Origin of the sequence: Actinomyces sp. 2119 (genome assembly GCF_003591215.1) — a bacterium.
GTDB classification, from domain to species: domain Bacteria; phylum Actinomycetota; class Actinomycetes; order Actinomycetales; family Actinomycetaceae; genus Actinomyces; species Actinomyces lilanjuaniae.
This window is the reverse complement of sequence record NZ_QYRR01000005.1, coordinates 225,719-243,409: the sequence shown is the minus strand read 5'-3', so window position 1 is coordinate 243,409 and position 17,691 is coordinate 225,719. Positions and strand designations below refer to the sequence as shown.

The window sequence follows — 17,691 nt, the reverse complement described above, 5'->3', positions numbered from 1 at the left end:
CACGTCCCGGCCTGGACCTCACCTGCCGCCTCCCTCCTGGACGGCGGGCACACGCAGCACCTGCCAGCCCTGCGGGACCTCGCCGACAGCCCCGCAGGCCGCCGGCTCCTGCCCACCGCCCGCCGTGCCGCCGACAAGAACCAGGGTCCCGTGCACGGAAGGGTCCAGGAACGAGTAGCCGACACCGCTGCTGCGGTCACCACCGGCAGAGCCCTGCCTGCCTTCCTGCGCCCCGGGAGAGGCAACCGCCTGGACGACGACGTCGACGGCGAGGCCTGCCCGGAGCCCGGCCTGGACGCCCTGCTCCCGCAGCGCGGCCGGGGCCAGCGAGGCGACATCGCCACCGTGCAGGTCCAGCTGCGCCAGGACTCTCAGGAGAACGACGGAGCACGCCCCCTCCGCCTCCCACTGCACAAGACTGCCCCCGTCGGCCCCGTCGGCCCCGTCGGCTGCGGCGGGAAGGACCAGCACGGCCAGACCCAGGTCACGGTACCGGGCGGACCACTCCTGGATGATCCCAGCCGCCACGGATATGGCGACCTCAGCGTCCTCGTGGCTGGCACAGACCCCGGGTCCCGCCAGGAGGGCCAGACGTGCCCGGGGACGGGACTCGCGCTCCCGGTCGCTGACCAGGAGACGGTCGGCGCGGGCAGACTGCTTCCAGTGGACAAGCGCCAGCATGTCACCAGGACGGTAGTCGCGCAGGGTGCCGGGCGGCTCCCCGCCCTCGCTGCCGTGCTGCTCCCCCGGTGCAGGCCCCGGCACCACGGCGAGCTCCTCCTCCAGGGCCACCGGCCGGGGAAGCACCAGGAGCGTGGCTGACACGCCCAGCGGCAGGCTCCCACGAGCCAGGCCCAGCGGCTCCCACAGGACAAGACGCGAGACGCCCACGACCGCAGGACCGCGCCGAGCGGCCTCCAGCCCCAGCACACAGCCCCGGCGGTCCACAGGCGCCAGTGTAGAGACGCCGTCCACCCTCCACAGGACCCAGGCGGGCACGGCCACGGGCAGCCGCAGCCCCACGCGCACGCCCACCAGCACCCGTTCTCCCACCTGGGGCAGGGCGGGCAGGTCCAGCTGCACCCGGGGGCGGGCCACGGCACTGACCAGGGCCGTGCCACCCACAACGGACAGGGACACCAGGACCGGTGCCGCCAGGACCAGGGCGGCGCAGGCAAGCAGGCGAAGACCCGTCAGCCACCAGGCACCTGCTAGGACAGCCCCTACCGCTACCAGCCCCCAGCCCTGAGGCGTGGGGGCGGCCCAGGGGACGCCCCATCGCGCCCGGAGACGGTGGCGCTGCACCGCAGCAGTACTCACCGGGCTACACCTCCTGCACCTTTTCCTGCACCTTCCGCCCGCCCGCCTGCCGGGCACCCGTGAGCAGGGCAGAGCCCGGACCGGGACCCGTCACGAGCCCGGGACCGGTGTGCGCGACACGATCTGTGCCAGGACCTCACCGGCTGCCTGGTGCGCCTGGGCCGCTGAGGCAAACCGGTCGGCAGGCACCAGACGATGGGTCAGGACCGCGTCAGCGACCTGGGCGACGTCGTCAGGAGAGACGAAGTCCCGCCCGGCTGCGGCCGCCCGGGCACGGGCCAGGCCAGCCAGCTGCAGGCCCGCCCTCGGGCTGGCCCCCAGGGCCAGGGCTCGGTCGTGACGGGTCGCCGCGACCAGGGCCACGATGTAGGCCGCGACCGGCTCGGCCAGGTGCAGGCGGGCGACAGCGCTGCGCGCCCGGCGCACGTCCTCGGCACAGGCCAGTGGCCTCAGCGCCTCCAGCGGGTCCGCGCCAGCGCGGTCGGTGTGCATAGCGGTCTCCGCCGCTACGTCCGGGTAGCCCATGGAGATACGGGTCATGAAGCGGTCGCGCTGGGCCTCTGGAAGCCGATAGGTTCCCTCCATGTCCAGGGGATTCTGGGTAGCGACGACCATGAAGGGATCGGGTAGCGCCAGGCTCCGGCCCTCCACGCTCACCTGGTCCTCCCCCATGGCCTCCAGGAGGGCGGACTGGGTCCGCGGGGTCGCGCGGTTGACCTCGTCGGCGACGACGATGTTGGCAAAGACCGGCCCGGGGTGGAAGCGGAAGTCCCTGGTGGACTGGTCGTAGACGCTGACTCCGGTGATGTCAGCAGGCAGCAGGTCCGCGGTGAACTGGATACGAGACACGCTCAGGTCCAGGCAGCGAGCCAGCGCCAAGGCCAGGGTGGTCTTTCCCACTCCCGGGACGTCCTCGATAAGAAGGTGACCACCAGCCAGGAGGGTGGCCACAGTGGTCTGCACGGCCTGGGCCTTGCCGACCACGACCGACTCCACCTGCTGGCACAGGGCCCGGGCCAGGGCAGCCAGGGTCTGGGGAGACGACCCCTGCGCGCCCGGCTCCCGAGCGCGCGCACGCAGGTCGGCGGGGGAGACCAGGCGTTGAGCCCCCCTGCCCGCGCCAGGGCCGGGAAACGGCACCGAGGCTGGGGACACGGCAGAGGACGCCGCGGAAGACGCTGCGCTGGTCATGGCACGATCATGTCATGACCAGCGCAGCACTGGGCTGAGGCGTGCGCCCCAGGCACGCACCGCCCGGCGCCTACTCCCCTGCCGACGAGAGCACCGCCGCGCGTCCCGCCTCCAGACGCGCCACCGGCACCCGGAAGGGCGAGCAGGACACGTAGTCCAGGCCCACACGGTGGAAGAAGCCGATGGACTCCGGGTCGCCCCCGTGCTCACCGCACACGCCCAGCTTGAGCCCGGGCCTGGCGGAGCGTCCCCGCTGCGCCCCGAGCTCCACCAGGTGGCCCACCCCGCGCTCGTCAACGGTCTCGAAGGGGGAGACGCCAAAGACCCCCTCCTCCAGGTACTCCTTGAAGAAGGTGCTCTCCACGTCGTCTCGGGAGAATCCCCAGGTGGTCTGGGTCAGGTCGTTAGTGCCGAATGAGAAGAAGTCCGCCTCCTCCGCGATCGTGTCCGCGCTCACCGCCGCCCGCGGCAGCTCGATCATGCAGCCTACCGGGAAGGCCAGCTCGTACCCGGTCTCCGCGGAGACCTCGGCCAGGACGGCCTCAGCGCGCTCCCGCGCGATCTGGAGCTCACGGACGCTGCCCACCAGCGGGATCATGATCTCCGGGAGCGGGCTACCCCCCTCCCGAAGCCGCTCGACCGCCGCCTCAGCCACGGCCCGCACCTGCAGCTCGATCAGCCCGGGCATGGTCAGCAGGAGCCGCACGCCGCGCAGCCCCAGCATCGGGTTAGCCTCGTGGTAGCGGCGCACCACCGCCAGCAGTTCCTCTTCAGCAGGGTCCAGGGTGCCGCGCTCGCGCTCCAGGGCGACCTTGACGCTCAGCTCGGTGAGGTCAGGGAGGAACTCGTGCAGCGGCGGGTCAATGAGACGCACCGTCATGGGGCGCCCGTCCATGGTCTCCAGCATCTGCACGAAGTCGCCCTTCTGCAGCGGCAGGAGCGCCGCCAGGGCACGCTCGCGCTCATCCTGGTTCCCGGCCAGGATGAGGTTCTGCACGTAGCGCTTGCGCTCCCCCAGGAACATGTGCTCGGTACGGCACAGCCCCACCCCCTGGGCGCCACGGTGGATGGCGTGACGGGCGTCGTCGGGGGTGTCCGCGTTTGCTCTCACCTCCAGGCGGCGGACCTTGTCCGCGTGGCGCATGAGCCGGTGCACGCTGGTAACCAGCTCACGGGTGTCCACGCCGCCAGCCGCCTCCAGCGCCTCCTCCAGGCCACGGCGCAGGTAGGTCATGACCGGGGAGTCCACCACCGCGACCTCCCCGAGGAACACCTCACCGGTGGTCCCGTCGATGGCGATGACGTCCTTGCCGGTGAGGACCTCCTCACGGCCAGCTACTCGCAGCGTCTTGGCCTCGGCGTCCACCTCCAGGGCCTCAGCACCACACACGCAGGTCTTGCCCATACCGCGGGCCACGACGGCGGCGTGGGAGGTCTTGCCACCCCTGGCAGTCAGCACACCGGAGGCGGCCACCATGCCGGGCAGGTCGTCCGGGTTGGTCTCCCGGCGCACGAGGATGACGGACTCTCCCGCCTCGGCGCGGGCCACCGCCTCCTCGTTGTCGAAGACGACGTAGCCCACAGCCGCCCCCGGGGAGGCGGGCATGGCCCGGGTGAGCAGGTCCCGGTCGGTCTCACCGTTGAACTGAGGGAACATCAGCTGGGTGAGCTGGTCGCCGGTGACACGGGTCAGGGCCTCGTCCATAGTGATGAGCTTCTCGTCCACCAGCTGGGTGGCTACGCGGAAGGCCGCGGCAGCGGTGCGCTTGCCCACCCGGGTCTGCAGGAGCCACAGGCGGCCGCGCTCAATGGTGAACTCGATGTCGCACAGGTCGCGGTAGTGGGTCTCCAGCTTGCGCATCGCCGAGCGCAGCTCGTCGTAGGAGGCCTTGTCCAGGTGCTCCAGGTCAGCCAGGGACAAGGTGTTGCGGATACCCGCGACGACGTCCTCACCCTGGGCGTTGACCAGGTAGTCCCCGTAGACGCCTGAGCGCCCGGTGGAGGGGTCGCGAGTGAAGCACACCCCGGTCCCTGAGGTCTGGCCCATGTTGCCGAAGACCATGGTGCACACGTTGACAGCCGTGCCCAGGTCGTGGGGAATCTTCTCCCGGCGACGGTAGATGTGGGCGCGCTCGGTGTTCCAGGACCGGAAGACAGCCTCGGTGGCCATGTCGAGCTGGGCGCGCGGGTCCTGGGGGAAGTCGATACCCGCGTGCTCACGCACGATCGTCTTGTACTCCTCCACCAGCTCGGTCAGCGCCTCCACCCCCAGCTCGTAGTCGAGGCTGACGCCCCTGGCCTCCTTCTTGGCCTCCAGAGCGTCGGAGAAGTGGTCGCCGTCGATGTCCAGGACGGTCTTGCCGAACATCTGGATGAGACGTCGGTAGGAGTCCCAGGCGAAGCGCCTGTCCCCGCTGACGGCAGCCAGTCCCTCCACGGAGGAGTCGTTGAGGCCGATGTTGAGGACGGTCTCCATCATGCCGGGCATGGAGAACTTTGCCCCGGAGCGCACCGAGACCAGCAGGGGGTCCTGCTGGGCCCCCAGCCCGCGGCCGAGCTCCTCCTCCACCTCGCGCAGCGCGGTGGTGACCTGGACCGCCAGCTCGTCAGGGACCTCACCGTCAGCCAGGTAGGCGCGGCAGGCGTCCGTGGTGATGGTAAAGCCCGGAGGGACAGGCAGGCCCAGGCGGGTCATCTCAGCCAGGTTGGCCCCCTTGCCGCCCAGGAGGTCTTTCTGGTCCTTGTCCCCCTCGCTGAAGCGGTACACGTACTTGGGCATCCTTGCCTCTCTTCCCGGCGTGTTGTCGTTTCTGTGGTTGTCCGTGGTCGGTTACGCGTATATGCGGCTGCCTACGGCAGCCGCAGCCTCCAGCCGTGGCCACCACCCAGCTCACGGCCCACCGCTACGCACAAGCAGGTTCTACTTTAGTGTGACCTCAGTCCTAGGTACAAACTACTGTCGCTCACGGCGTTTCGTGGCGACTGGACCGCATCGTCTCTGGCCGAGTACCAGTCCCCCGAAGAGACCGACTACCTCCTGCCCAACCCGGCCAACGCGCGGCACCTGACCACCGGTCTGCTCCCGGTACGCCGTCCTTGGACGGTGCGCCCCTCAGACCAGACCGACCTTCCGCACAGCGGACCACGTGCGCACCCGCTCCTCTCCTCAGGGCCGCAGCGCCAGCAGCCCGTGGTGAGGTGCCAGCGCCACACGCCGGGGCAGGAGCTCACCATCGGGCCTGCCCTGGGGACCAGGACACACCATGCCGGGAGCCAGGTCCAGCTCTCCCCCCCGGTCCGGGTCGAGGACCACGGCCGCGGTCCCGCCCTCGAACTCCCGCACCCACACTCCTGCCTGGCGGTGGGGCGCCTCCAGCGGCGCCCCCAGGTCGGCGTCGAGAGCCGGGAACCAGGGCGTGCGGGAGTAGTCGTCGCGCCCGGTAGCCGTGTAGGCCCCCTCCCCCGCGCCAAACACCCAGAAGGCGGCCAGGCCGTACAGGGGGTGCGGGCTGCCCCCACCACCCCCGTCGGGCGTGCGCACCACGGACAGCCCGGGACCGTCGAGCTCGTGGACCTGGGCCAGCGAGGTGGGCTCGTCAAAGAGCGTCGCCTCCCCCCAGCCGAGCCAGCACTCGTCAAAGCCCCCGCCCCAGGAGGCGTGGTACTCCCAGCGGCCGGGCTCGCGCCGCGCCTCGGCAATGTTGGGAACCAGGATCTTGCCGACTCCCGCCAGACCCCAGCCGACCTGCTCCACGAAGCCGTCCAGGACCCTGCGCAGGCTGGCGGCGTCCTCGACCCCCTCCAGGGGCAGGTCCAGGTCGTAGTAGTCCTCAAAGACGTCATTGTCAGACATCACGCCGTCAAAGGCGGTGTCCGCGATGTCCTCACAGACCTGCTCCACCCAGCGCACCCGATAGCCCGGGTCCCACACCCGCGCCTGGAAGTGGCCGGGATAGCTCGACCACTCCACCAGGCTGCCGTCACGGCGCCGGGCGAGCCAGTCGCGCTGGCGCAGCTCGTCGAAGGTGAGGCCGGAGGCGCAGCGCTGCGGCGGCTCGAAGTCCCGGGCCGAGGACAGGCACCGGTAGGCCAGCACGGTCATGTCCGGCCGCTCCTGCTTGAGACGCTCAGCCGCCTGCGTCTCCCAGGGCTGGAGAATGGCCACCCGGTAGTGCCGGGCAGCGAAGTCCACCTCCTCACGCCCCAGAGGGTCCCCGTAGCGGACCCAGGCGCCGACTCCGCTCACGCGCGCGCTCCTTTTCTCCCGGTCCTGCCTGCCCCGCCCTGACGGTACACACGGTTGTAGGCAGCATTGACCTTGTCTAGGTTGTAGGCGGCTTCAACACGGCCCCGCGCCGCCAGGCACAGCTGCTGGTACAGGTCCACGTCCTGGATGATCTCCTGGACCTTGTCCGCCATGAGCACCGGGTCTCCTGGCTCGATAATGGTGCCGCACGGCCCCCACACCGTGCCGTCCTCGGCGACGATCTCGTCGGCGACCACCGAGCGCACCGCCCCGACGTCGGTGCTGACGGTAGGGATACCCGCCCCCATGGTCTCCAGCGAGACCACGGGAAGACCCTCGTTGTAGCTGGGCAGGACAAAGAGGTCGAAGTCCGGGAGGTGCTGGCGGACCTTGATCGTGCCTCGGATCGTGATGACCGACTCCAGCCCCAGCTCGACGATGCGGTTGAGGCACTTCTCATAGTAGGAGGGGTGGTGCTCCGTAGGCCCGCAGACGTCCAGGTGGATCCTCAGTCCCCGGTCCACCATGGTCCTCACCGACTCGATCATGTCCACCAGCCCCTTGATGGGCACGACCCGGGCGATGTAGACCAGCTTCCACAGGTGGTTGTCCGCCCCCTCCTGCCTGATGGCCTGCACAGCCCTCATACGGGCGGCGTAGGAGGCGTCGAACTCGCTGGTAACGATGCCGTTGGGGATAACCACCGCCTTGCTGGCGTCGCCCCCGAGCTCGGTCGCCTCCGTGATCGCCCGCGGGTAGAGGTAGGTGGTGGCATAGGCGTAGGGGTAGCACAGCCGCCCCATCTCCAGCCACCACGCCATCCACATGCGCTGCCTGCCGGTGACGTCAAAGGTTCGGTAGTCGTTGAGCGTGATGTCGTAGTCCAGACGGCGGTCCAGGAGGGTGTTGACCGTGTCGCGGACGTAGAGGTTGTGCTCGGTCAGCAGGAAGGAGGTGCCGTGCTCCTTGGCTGCGTTGACACTGAGCAGGGCGGCGTACCCGGTGGTGTGGGCGTGGTAGACGGCGGCACGCGGCATCGACTCCGACAAGACTGCGTAGGCCAGGGAGAAGAAGTCGCGCAGGCACCAGAAGACCTCGGACATGGGCATGTCCAGGTCAGGCATTCTCTCCCGGTAGACCTCCATGAACTCCTGGGTACCCAGGATCGCCCACACCGGGTAGCGCCGGGACCCCCCGCCCAGGCCCTCGGTGATAATCTCCCACAGCGGCTCGGTGCGCCCCTCGCTGGCCAGGGCGATGAGAGAGTCCACCAGGCGCGCCGACAGGGTGCGCCGCTGACGACGGCTCATGCGCAGGTCGCGGGGGCGCGCCCGCAGAAAGTCCTGCTGGTGCTCCTCCATGGACAGGTAGAGGACCCGGACCCAGGCGACGTTGCCCGGCATCCCGTAGAGGTCGCGGCTGGGGGCGTGGGAGTCCCAGGTGATGTGGATGATCCCGAAGGTCAGCTCGGGGTTGCCGGTGATGATGTCGTGCACGACGGCGGAGACACCACCCTTGAGGTAGGGGTAGGTGGATTCCATGACGATGGCGACGTCCACGTCCTGGTAGAAGCCGTCTGCCGGGACGCCGTCAGGCAGCCGGGAGGCGTCGTCCCCACCGTGCAGGGACTGCCCAGCATCGGCAGCACCGCTGGCCTCCGTGATGCTGCCGGCGCCACCACCGGGCGCCTGACCGGAGGGGACCAGGGTCGTGGCCGAATGCGTCTCCCCGGGTGCCGACTGCGGGGCGGCAGGAGGCGACAGGACAGAGCTGCGAGAGTCCCCCGGCCCCTCGGCCGGGCGGTGCTGAGTCGGCAGCGGGCTGTAGGGGGAGGTGAGATCGGGCGCAGCGGCAGCGACAAACCCGTAGCCGCTGGCGTCCGGCGTCATTCCCGGTGCCACCCCCTGCCTCGGTGAGGCGGAGAGTGGGATCGACACAGGTTGCCGCACCGATGCGGGCTCAGGACTTACCGGGGTCGAGGGGGTCGCTCCGGCAGCAGCGGGACGCACGTGGCGGCCTGCGTGCCAACGTCGCTCTGCGGAGGGGGATGCAGCAACCCCCCTGCCCCCGTCCTTCTGCTGACCCTCAGGCTGAGACGGGGCCGTACGCCCGGCGAGGCGCTCGCGGGGGGTGCCGCTACGCGCAGCGGGGTGCGCACGCACAGGCCGCTCGGTGCTCAGCCACATGCTGTCCGGGTGTCGGGCCACGTTCCCGTCACCGGTGCCCAGCACCTGCGCGGCCGCTGCCCGCCCGCTAGTGTCCAGCACCGGACCAGCAGACACCTCAGCTGCCGAGGGCTGCGCTGCGGGTAACGGTGCGTAGCCACCCGCAGGAGCCGAGTAGTAGGAGGGCAGGCTCTCCAGCCGTGCCCGATAGGACGAGGAGCTCACCAGGACATCGCCTTTCCCCAAAAGAAGGAGTACTCGGGAGAGGCCCAGCGTCGGCGGTAGACGACCAGAGCCACTAGGCACAGGACCAGGTCGACACCCACCAGGACCTGGTAGGCACCTGTGCCACCCAGATGCAGCAGGAGCCCGGCAGCCGCAGCGACGTGCGCACCTGACAGCAGCAGGGCCGAAGCCTGGTCGCCGATATGGTCGATCTCGTAGGACAGGAGCGTGAGGACGGTGAACAGCAGGGAGGAGGAGGCGACAGCAAGCACCAGCGGCACCCGGGCAGGGTCCAGCAGCGCCACCACCGTCACCTCCACGACCACGGCGCCCGCGCCCACGGACCCGGCCCGTACCAGGCTCGCGTCCAGCAGGTGGCGCAGCACCTTGCCCCGGGCACGCAGCCCGGTCATGTCGTCCTCGTTGAGCTGGGCCTGGAACAGCGCGATCTCCGTGTTGAGCCGGGGTGAGGTCACTGCGAAGTAGTAGCAGTAGGCGACGACGGCAGGCTGGAGGCACAGGTAGACCAGCGCGACCTCAAAGTCCTGACGCACCGCGAGGAACAGGAAGAACTTGTCCGACCACAGCACGCCGCCCAGGACCATTCCCCGGGCCATGTCCTGGAGCAGGGGCACCGCGGGCACCGGGCTGGGACGCACCAGCTGCCTCAGTGCCGCCCCCATCGGGACGACCTGGCTGAGCGTGCCCGCCAGGGGCGGAAGGAACCACCACCCCGGCGCGGCGAGGAGGGCAGCCGCGTAGCAGAGCCACCCGAAGGCCCACAGACGTCGCCGACCCGCCACGTCAGCCACGATGAGCGACTGGACAAAGACCACGTGGAGCAGGAGGAGGACCAGGTGTACCGCCACAGCGGCAGGCTGCCAGCGGGTCACGGCAGCCATCACCAGCACGACTGCGAGCGTAGGAACGAGCGCCCAGGCGAATAGGGCGGGCCACACCGAGCAGTAGCGCCTCAGAAGAGCCGCAGGTCCCCGCCCGATCGAGTCACCCAGGAGCCGGTAGACAGGGTTGCCGGTGACCTGGCTGAGCCAGGGCACCGCCACCGACACGCTGAGGATGATGACCTGGAGGTTGACACCCCCCGCTGAGTGCGCGGACACACGACCAGCCACCACCGGGAAGGCTAGGCCCAGGAGGATTGCCGGGGACATGGCCAGGACCATCGTGACGGCCCAGCCCCGACGGCCGCCGTGGGGCAGGACGCCCCACTTCAGGGCGGAGGTAGGCGGTGCCGTGACCAGCCCCAACGTCGTCCCCAGCGCGACAAGGCCAACCAGGGCAGTAGCGGGACGGGGCCAGCCGAGCAGGGGCAGCACAGCCACCAGGACGCAGGCACCCACGACAACCGCCGCCGCGTTGGTGGTACGCAGCAGCGGACGCCGGAACCTGTTGATGTGCCGTGGAGCGTATCTGGACTGAGTCATAAGGCCTGTTCGTCGACGAGCGGCGAGCCCAGATACCTGGGTCGTGCCTGTGGGTACACGGCCGCGGCCGTTGCCTAACTGTAACGGTCCAGAGATACCCAGGGCGGTAAGGTGGGAGGCATCGGGCCATTCTCACACCATGACGCTCCTCCCATGGAGTTGCCGTCACGCGTGCAGCCCCGCCGTGACAGGTCACGTCGTAGGAATCAGCCCTCCGAGAAAAGCCTCACGGCCCGGACAGGCGGACGCCCGTCCGAGCCGTGAGTGCCTACATCACAGGATGCCTCAGTAGGCACCCCCAGGAGCTGGCGCGGCGCCCTCTCCACCGCCCACGGGTGTCCTCGGCGCCCCCACAGGAGTACCGGCAGACCCAGCGGAGGAGGCGATCTTCTCCGCCTCACGTACCGCAGCCGCCTCACGCTCGGCCGGGGTCCAAGGCACGCCACGGAAGATGAACTCCCCGAGGATCGACTCGCCCTCGGCGTCGACCACCACCTTCTGTCCGCGCTCGATCTCCCCGAAGAGGATCTTCTCGCTCAGGGCATCCTCGATATCACGCTGGATAGCACGGCGTAGAGGCCGCGCGCCCAGGACGGGATCAAAGCCACGCTCGGCCAGGAGCTCCTTGGCGGCGTCGGTCAGCTCGATGGTCATCTCCTGCTCGGCCAGGCGGCCCGCCAGGCGGGTGATCATGAGGTCCACGATCTGGCGGACCTCCTCCTTGGTCAGCTGCGGGAAGACGATGAGGTCATCCACGCGGTTGAGGAACTCAGGCCGGAACTGCTGCTTGAGCTCACGGTTGACGTGGGCCTTCATCTCCTCGTAGTCCATGGCGCCAGACTCCGTGGACTGGAAGCCGGTAGCCACCGACTTGCCGATGTCCTTGCTGCCCAGGTTCGTGGTCATGATGATGACGGTGTTCTTGAAGTCCACCACGCGCCCCTGGGCGTCGGTGAGGTGGCCATCCTCCAGGATCTGCAGCAGTGAGTTGAAGATATCGGGGTGGGCCTTCTCCACCTCGTCGAACAGCACCACGGAGAAGGGACGGCGCCGCACCTTCTCGGTCAGCTGCCCGCCCTCGTCGTAGCCGACGTAGCCGGGGGGTGCTCCAAAGAGGCGTGAGACGGTGTGCTTCTCGGCGAACTCGGACATGTCCAGCTGGATGAGGGCGTCCTCGTCGTCAAAGAGGAACTCCGCCAGCGCCTTGGCCAGCTCGGTCTTGCCCACGCCGGTGGGGCCGGCGAAGATGAAGGAGCCGCCAGGACGCTTGGGGTCCTTCAGGCCCGCGCGGGTGCGCCGGATCGACTTGGACAGGGCCTCAATCGCCTTGTTCTGACCAACGATGCGTTTGTGCAGCTCGGTCTCCATGTTGAGGAGCTTGGCGGACTCGGCCTCGGTCAGCTTGACCACGGGGATGCCGGTGGACATAGCCAGGACCTCGGCGATGAGGTTCTCATCGACCTCGGCGACCTGGTCCAGGTCGCCGGAGCGCCAGGCCTTCTCCCGGGAGGCGCGCTCCTCGGCCAGGCGGTGCTCGTCGTCACGCAGGGACGCGGCCCGCTCGAAGTCCTGGTCGTCGATCGCCGACTCCTTCTCCCGCTTGACCTCGGCGATCTTCTCGTCGATGTCGCGCAGCTCCTGGGGCGCGGTCATGCGACGGATGCGCAGGCGCGCGCCGGCCTCGTCCACCAGGTCGATAGCCTTGTCCGGCAGGAAGCGATCGTTGATGTAGCGCTCGGAGAGCTTGGCGGCAGCCTCGATAGCGTCATCGGTGATGACCACGCGGTGGAATGCCTCGTAGCGGTCCCGCAGCCCGGTGAGGATGCCGACCGTCTCCTCGATGCTCGGCTGGTCCACAGTCACCGGCTGGAAGCGACGCTCCAGGGCAGCGTCCTTCTCGATCTTGCGGTACTCCTCCAGGGTGGTAGCGCCGATGGTCTGGAGCTCACCACGGGCCAGCATGGGCTTGAGGATGCTGGCGGCGTCCACGGCGCCCTCGGCTGCCCCCGCCCCTACCAGGGTGTGGATCTCGTCGATGAACAGGACGATGTCCCCACGGGTGCGCACCTCCTTGAGGACCTTCTTGAGCCTCTCCTCGAAGTCACCACGGTAGCGCGAGCCCGCGACCAGGGAGCCCATGTCCAGGGAGTAGAGCTGCTTGTCCCGCAGCGACTCAGGGACGTCGCCGTGGACGATGGCCTGGCTCAGCCCCTCCACGACGGCTGTCTTGCCCACGCCGGGCTCCCCGATGAGGACGGGGTTGTTCTTGGTGCGGCGGGAGAGGATCTGCATGACCCGCTCCATCTCCTTGTGGCGCCCGATGACCGGGTCCAGCTTGCCCTCACGGGCCGCCGCGGTCAGGTTGCGGCCGAACTGGTCCAGGATGGCGCTGCCCGACGGCGTGCCCTCCTTGGAGGGGCCGCCCGCGTTGACAGTCTCCTTGCCCTCGTAGCCCGACAGCATCTGCAGCACGGTCTGGCGGACGCTGGAGAGGTCCCCGCCCAGGTTGGTCAGCACCTGCGCGGCAACGCCCTCCCCCTCGCGCAGCAGGCCCAGGAGCAGGTGCTCGGTGCCGATGTAGTTGTGGCCGAGCTGGAGCGCCTCACGCATGGACAGCTCGAAGACCTTCTTGCCCCGGGGAGTGAAGGGGATGTGGCCGGTAGGGGCCGACTGCCCCTCGCCGATGATCTCCACCACCTGTGCACGCACGGCATCCAGGGAGATGTCCATGGACTCCAGAGCCTTGGCAGCCACCCCCTCGCCCTCGTGGATGAGGCCAAGAAGGAGGTGCTCGGTGCCGATGTAGTTGTGGTTGAGCGCCCGGGCCTCGTCCTGGGCCAGGACGACGACGCGGCGGGCACGGTCAGTAAAGCGTTCAAACATCAGTGGTTCCTCCTCGGCACGTGCTCGGTGCGGCACCCTCCTGCGTCTCAGGAAGCCAGGTGGCGGAGCGCCTAGGAGCAGAGGGCGCTTGGGCACGTGCTGACAAGGCTAACCAGGACGGACAGGGGCCCATGCCCCTGTTCGCGGTAGGCGTGAGGCAAGGTTGAGTCAGGGCGGCTCAGGAATAGGCGCGCCACCGGGCGACCGGGACAGGCTCGCCGCCCGACACGCATGCCGCCACATACCGGCAAGTTCCAGTGAAATTCATACCCCACTCCACCGGCCCACCGGTCAGCCGAGCACGGCCGCAGAACGGACCACCCAGGCGGTATACGCAATCCGTCTACACATAAGCCTAACGCTCTCATGCAGCCATACAAATACAGTCGGTATAGCCCATAATGACGCCTCCCCCCTGCACTCAGCAACTATCGCCGCTAGGATGAAATCACTTCGTCACCACGGGCCCCGGCTCCTGCCAGCCGCTGCGGCTCCCCGGCCCCGGTCGCGCATGACAACTGCACAGCGGAAGGCCCACCCAGAAGGACCTGGACACGAGCAGCCTCACCAGGTCTACGACCGCATCAGCACCTCGACGTCCACCGACATCATCAGCCCTGAAGACACAGCAACATTCCAGACACCCGACCAGACATAGGGGGCAACCGTGACTCAGGAGACACAGGACACACTCGTCAACCAGCTGCTCATCGGCGGCCAGTGGAGAGCCGCATCAGACGGAGGCACCCGGTCCATCGTGTGCCCGGCTGACGGGACACAGGTGGCCGAGGTCCCCGAGGCCACCGTCCAGGACGCCCGGGCTGCCGTGGCCGCAGCCCGCTACGCCTTCGACCACGGCCCCTGGCCTGGCACCCCGTCCCCCCAGCGCGCCAGGCTCCTGACCGCACTGGCCGACAGGCTCGAGACGGAGTCGGACGCAGTGGCCCGCCTGGAGTCGCTGGACACCGGCAAGCGTCATGTGGAGAGCCTTGTCGACATGGCCGACATCGTGTCCGTGTTCCGCCACTTCGCGTCCCTCGCCCAGGACGAGGCCGGCCGGGTGGTCGACGCCGGGGTGCCCGACGTCGCCAGCCGTGTGGTGACCGAGCCGGTTGGCGTGTGCGCACTGATCACCCCGTGGAACTACCCGCTGCTCCAGACAGCCTGGAAGGTCGCGCCCGCCCTCGCGGCGGGCAACACCTTCGTCCTCAAGCCAGCGGCGCTCACACCCCAGACCGCCGTGTGGCTGTGCCGCACGCTTACCGAGCTCGGCCTGCCCGACGGTGTGGCCAACCTGGTGCTGGGCTCCGGCGGGGTCGTGGGCCCGGTCCTCACGGAGTCGCCCGACGTCGACCTGGTGTCCTTCACCGGCGGGCTGGATACCGGGCGGTCGATCATGGCCTCCGCCTCCGGCACGGTCAAGCGGGTGGCACTGGAGCTGGGCGGCAAGAACCCCAACGTCGTCTTCGCCGACGCCGACCTGGACGCCGCGGTCGACAACGCGCTCACGGCCGTCTTCCTCGACTCCGGGCAGGTCTGCTCAGCGGGTGCACGGCTGGTGGTCGAGGAGTCGGTCCACGACCAGGTGGTCGACGAGCTCGTCCGGCGGGCCGAGGCCATCCGTCTGGGTGGTCCCTTCGACCCCGAGGCGGAGACCGGCCCGCTCATCAGCCAGGCCCACCGAGACAAGGTGGAGCAGTACGTGGCCCAGGCCGTGGCCGAGGGCGCCGTCCTGCGCTGCGGCGGGCAGCGTCCCAGCGGCGCGGGGCTGGAGTCCGGCTGGTACTACCCGCCGACGATCCTGGACGGCTGCACCTCCGATATGGCCTGCGTGCACGAGGAGTCCTTCGGCCCCGTCCTCACCGTCGAGACCTTCAGCGGGTCAGCGCCCCAGGAGGCCGAGGACGCTGCGGTGGCCATCGCCAACGACACCATCTACGGGCTCGCGGGCGCGGTGTGGACCGAGAACGCCGGACGCGCCGAGCGCGTAGCCCGGCGGCTGCGCCACGGGACGATCTGGATCAACGACTACCACCCCTACGTGCCGCAGGCCGAGTGGGGCGGCATGAAGCAGTCCGGGGTCGGCCGCGAGCTGGGAGTCGCCGGCCTGGCCGAGTACCAGGAGCACAAGCACATCTGGCACAACCTCCGGCCGGCACGGGCCGGGTGGTTCGCCGACCCCTGCGCAGCAGGGTAGCCCCGTCGGCGCTACGCGGAGGAGGCGTACAGCAAGGCACATCAAAAAGGCACATCAAAGTCGCAAAGTACAGCAGCCTGCCCGCGAAGAGCACCAGGAAGCACAGGAAACACACCAAGAAGAGGGAGAAGCTCACGTGAAGAAGCGCTACGACTACGTCATCGTCGGAGGAGGATCAGCTGGATCGGCCCTGGCCAACCGCCTGTCTGCGGACCCCGCTACCTCCGTCCTTGTCCTGGAGGCCGGCCGCGCCGACTTCCTCCTCGACCCTCTTGTGCACATGCCGGCCGCGCTCATGTTCCCGGCTGGCAACCCCCTCTACGACTGGGCCTACGAGACGGACCCCGAGCCCTACATGGGGGGACGCCGCGTCAAGCACGCTCGGGGCAAGGTTCTGGGCGGGTCGTCGTCGATCAACGGCATGATCTTCCAGCGCGGCAACCCGGGTGACTACGACCGCTGGGCTGCCAGCCCGGGGATGGAGGAGTGGGACTTCGCCCACTGCCTGCCCTACTTCAGGCGCATGGAGACCCGCCGGGCCGGCGCCAACGCCTGGCGAGGTGGAGCGGGCCCGCTCCACCTGGACCGCGGCCCCGCCACCTCACCACTGTTCCAGGCCTTCTTCGAGGCGGCGGCCCAGGCCGGGTACCCGCATACCGACGACGTCAACGGCTACCGCCAGGAGGGGTTCGCGCCCTTTGACCGCAACACCCGACACGGCTCCCGCTGGAGCGCGGCGCGCGCCTACCTGCGCCCGGTGCGCGACCGCAGGAACCTTGACCTCACCACCCTCGCGTACGTGACAAGGCTGACGTGGAGCGGCACCCGTGTGACCGGCGTCAACTTCAGCCGCCTGGGCAGGTACCACCACGTGGAGGCCGACGAGGTCATCCTGTGCGGTGGCGCCTTCAACACCCCCCAGCTGCTGGAGCTGTCCGGGGTGGGTGACCCCGGGGTGCTGCAGGCCGCGGGCGTGCGGCCGCGCGTCGAGCTGCCAGGCGTCGGTGAGAACCTGCAGGACCACCTGGAGGTCTACCTCCAGCACGAGTGCCTCCAGCCGGTCTCGATCGCCCCGTGGCTGAGGATGTGGAAGGCACCCTACATCGGCGCTCAGTGGCTGTTCCTCGACTCGGGCGTAGGAGCTTCTAACCACTTCGAGGGCGGCGGCTTCATCCGCACCAACGACGACGTGGCCTACCCGAACCTGCAGTTCCACTTCCTGCCCATCGCAGTGCGTTACGACGGCTCCGCCCCGGCCTCCAAGCACGGCTACCAGGTGCACATCGGGCCGATGAACTCCGACGTACGCGGCCGCATCCACATCACGAGCCCCGACGCCGGCGTGCGCCCGTCCATCCTGTTCAACTACCTGTCCACAGAGCGCGACCGACGTGAGTGGGTCGAGGTGGTCCGTGCCGCCCGCCACATCCTGGCCCAGCCGGCCCTGGCCCCCTTCGACGCCGGGGAGATCTCCCCCGGTCCCGAGGTCTCCTCCGACGAGGAGATCCTCCGCTGGGTCGCCCAGGACGCCGAGACCGCACTGCACCCCTCGTGCTCGGCGAAGATGGGTACCGACGACATGTCCGTCGTCGACCCCTCCTCCATGCGGGTCCACGGCACCCAGGGGCTGCGCGTCGTCGACGCCTCGGTCTTCCCGACCATCACCAACGCCAACATCTACGCGCCGGTCATGATGGTGGCGGAGAAGGCGGCCGACCTCATCACCGGCAGCACCCCGCTGGCACCCGAGCACACCCCGGTCTTCAAGGCCGACGGGTCGATGCCGGCCTACCCGCCAGGGGACCCTCGCAACAACAGCTGGGACGCTCCCACGGAGCTCCCCAGCGCCGCGCAGGCCGAGGCGCAGCACCCGGCCTTAGCCCGCCATACCGGGGGTGCCTGATGAAGGAGGCGGGCCAGAAGACGAAACAACTAAGGGAAAAACCGGGAGACAACGACAAAGACGGAGGCAACCAGACACCACGACAACCAGCCCAGGGTGCCCGGCAGGCGGCCGTC

9 protein-coding genes are annotated in these 17,691 nt (G+C 69.3%); 2 read left to right on the top strand and 7 right to left on the bottom strand.

Annotated elements, in window-relative coordinates:
- Nucleotides 1-18: 18 nt before the first annotated feature.
- From D4740_RS07830 to D4740_RS07800, 7 genes are all read right to left on the bottom strand, one after another.
- Nucleotides 19-1,320 carry a DUF58 domain-containing protein gene (locus D4740_RS07830; protein ID WP_119836369.1) on the bottom strand — a complete coding sequence of 434 codons (1,302 nt, stop codon included), beginning with the start codon at nucleotides 1,318-1,320 and terminating at the stop codon, nucleotides 19-21.
- Between the two features lie 90 nt (nucleotides 1,321-1,410).
- Nucleotides 1,411-2,511, bottom strand: a complete 1,101-nt coding sequence (locus D4740_RS07825; RefSeq protein WP_119836368.1) for a MoxR family ATPase — start codon at nucleotides 2,509-2,511, stop codon at nucleotides 1,411-1,413.
- 70 nt (nucleotides 2,512-2,581) lie between these two features.
- A complete protein-coding gene (gene ppdK / locus D4740_RS07820) occupies nucleotides 2,582-5,290 on the bottom strand; it encodes a pyruvate, phosphate dikinase (protein ID WP_119836367.1) in 2,709 nt (902 codons plus the stop codon).
- Between the two features lie 387 nt (nucleotides 5,291-5,677).
- Nucleotides 5,678-6,757: a putative glycoside hydrolase gene (locus D4740_RS07815; protein WP_119836366.1), complete on the bottom strand. Its 1,080-nt coding sequence runs from the start codon at nucleotides 6,755-6,757 to the stop codon at nucleotides 5,678-5,680.
- Nucleotides 6,754-9,147, bottom strand: a complete 2,394-nt coding sequence (gene pelF, locus D4740_RS07810; RefSeq protein WP_259390734.1) for a GT4 family glycosyltransferase PelF — start codon at nucleotides 9,145-9,147, stop codon at nucleotides 6,754-6,756. Before pelF ends, D4740_RS07815 begins: the two co-directional genes overlap by 4 nt.
- A complete protein-coding gene (locus tag D4740_RS07805; protein ID WP_119836365.1) occupies nucleotides 9,144-10,592 on the bottom strand; it encodes a hypothetical protein in 1,449 nt (482 codons plus the stop codon). The genes pelF and D4740_RS07805 overlap by 4 nt, the downstream gene beginning before the upstream one ends.
- A 285-nt stretch (nucleotides 10,593-10,877) precedes the next feature.
- The gene (locus D4740_RS07800; RefSeq protein ID WP_119836364.1) at nucleotides 10,878-13,475 is read right to left on the bottom strand and encodes an ATP-dependent Clp protease ATP-binding subunit; all 2,598 of its coding nucleotides are present in this window, start codon (nucleotides 13,473-13,475) and stop codon (nucleotides 10,878-10,880) included.
- A 667-nt stretch (nucleotides 13,476-14,142) separates the two neighbouring features.
- Here D4740_RS07800 and D4740_RS07795 point away from each other — a divergent pair.
- Both D4740_RS07795 and betA read left to right on the top strand, forming a co-directional pair.
- Nucleotides 14,143-15,672, top strand: coding sequence for an aldehyde dehydrogenase family protein (locus D4740_RS07795; RefSeq protein ID WP_119836363.1), 1,530 nt, complete (start codon nucleotides 14,143-14,145; stop codon nucleotides 15,670-15,672).
- A gap of 136 nt (nucleotides 15,673-15,808) precedes the next feature.
- Entirely contained in the window at nucleotides 15,809-17,575 is a 1,767-nt protein-coding gene (betA, locus tag D4740_RS07790; protein ID WP_119836362.1) for a choline dehydrogenase, read from the top strand.
- The last annotated feature ends 116 nt before the right edge of the window (nucleotides 17,576-17,691 follow it).

Excerpts from the sequence above, each read along its gene's own strand:
- D4740_RS07825 (WP_119836368.1), bottom strand. The coding sequence starts at position 2,511 with ATGACCAGCGCAGCGTCTTCCGCGGCGTCCTCTGCCGTGTCCCCAGCC.
- ppdK (WP_119836367.1), bottom strand. The coding sequence starts at position 5,290 with ATGCCCAAGTACGTGTACCGCTTCAGCGAGGGGGACAAGGACCAGAAA.
- D4740_RS07805 (WP_119836365.1), bottom strand. The coding sequence starts at position 10,592 with ATGACTCAGTCCAGATACGCTCCACGGCACATCAACAGGTTCCGGCGT.
- D4740_RS07800 (WP_119836364.1), bottom strand. The coding sequence starts at position 13,475 with ATGTTTGAACGCTTTACTGACCGTGCCCGCCGCGTCGTCGTCCTGGCC.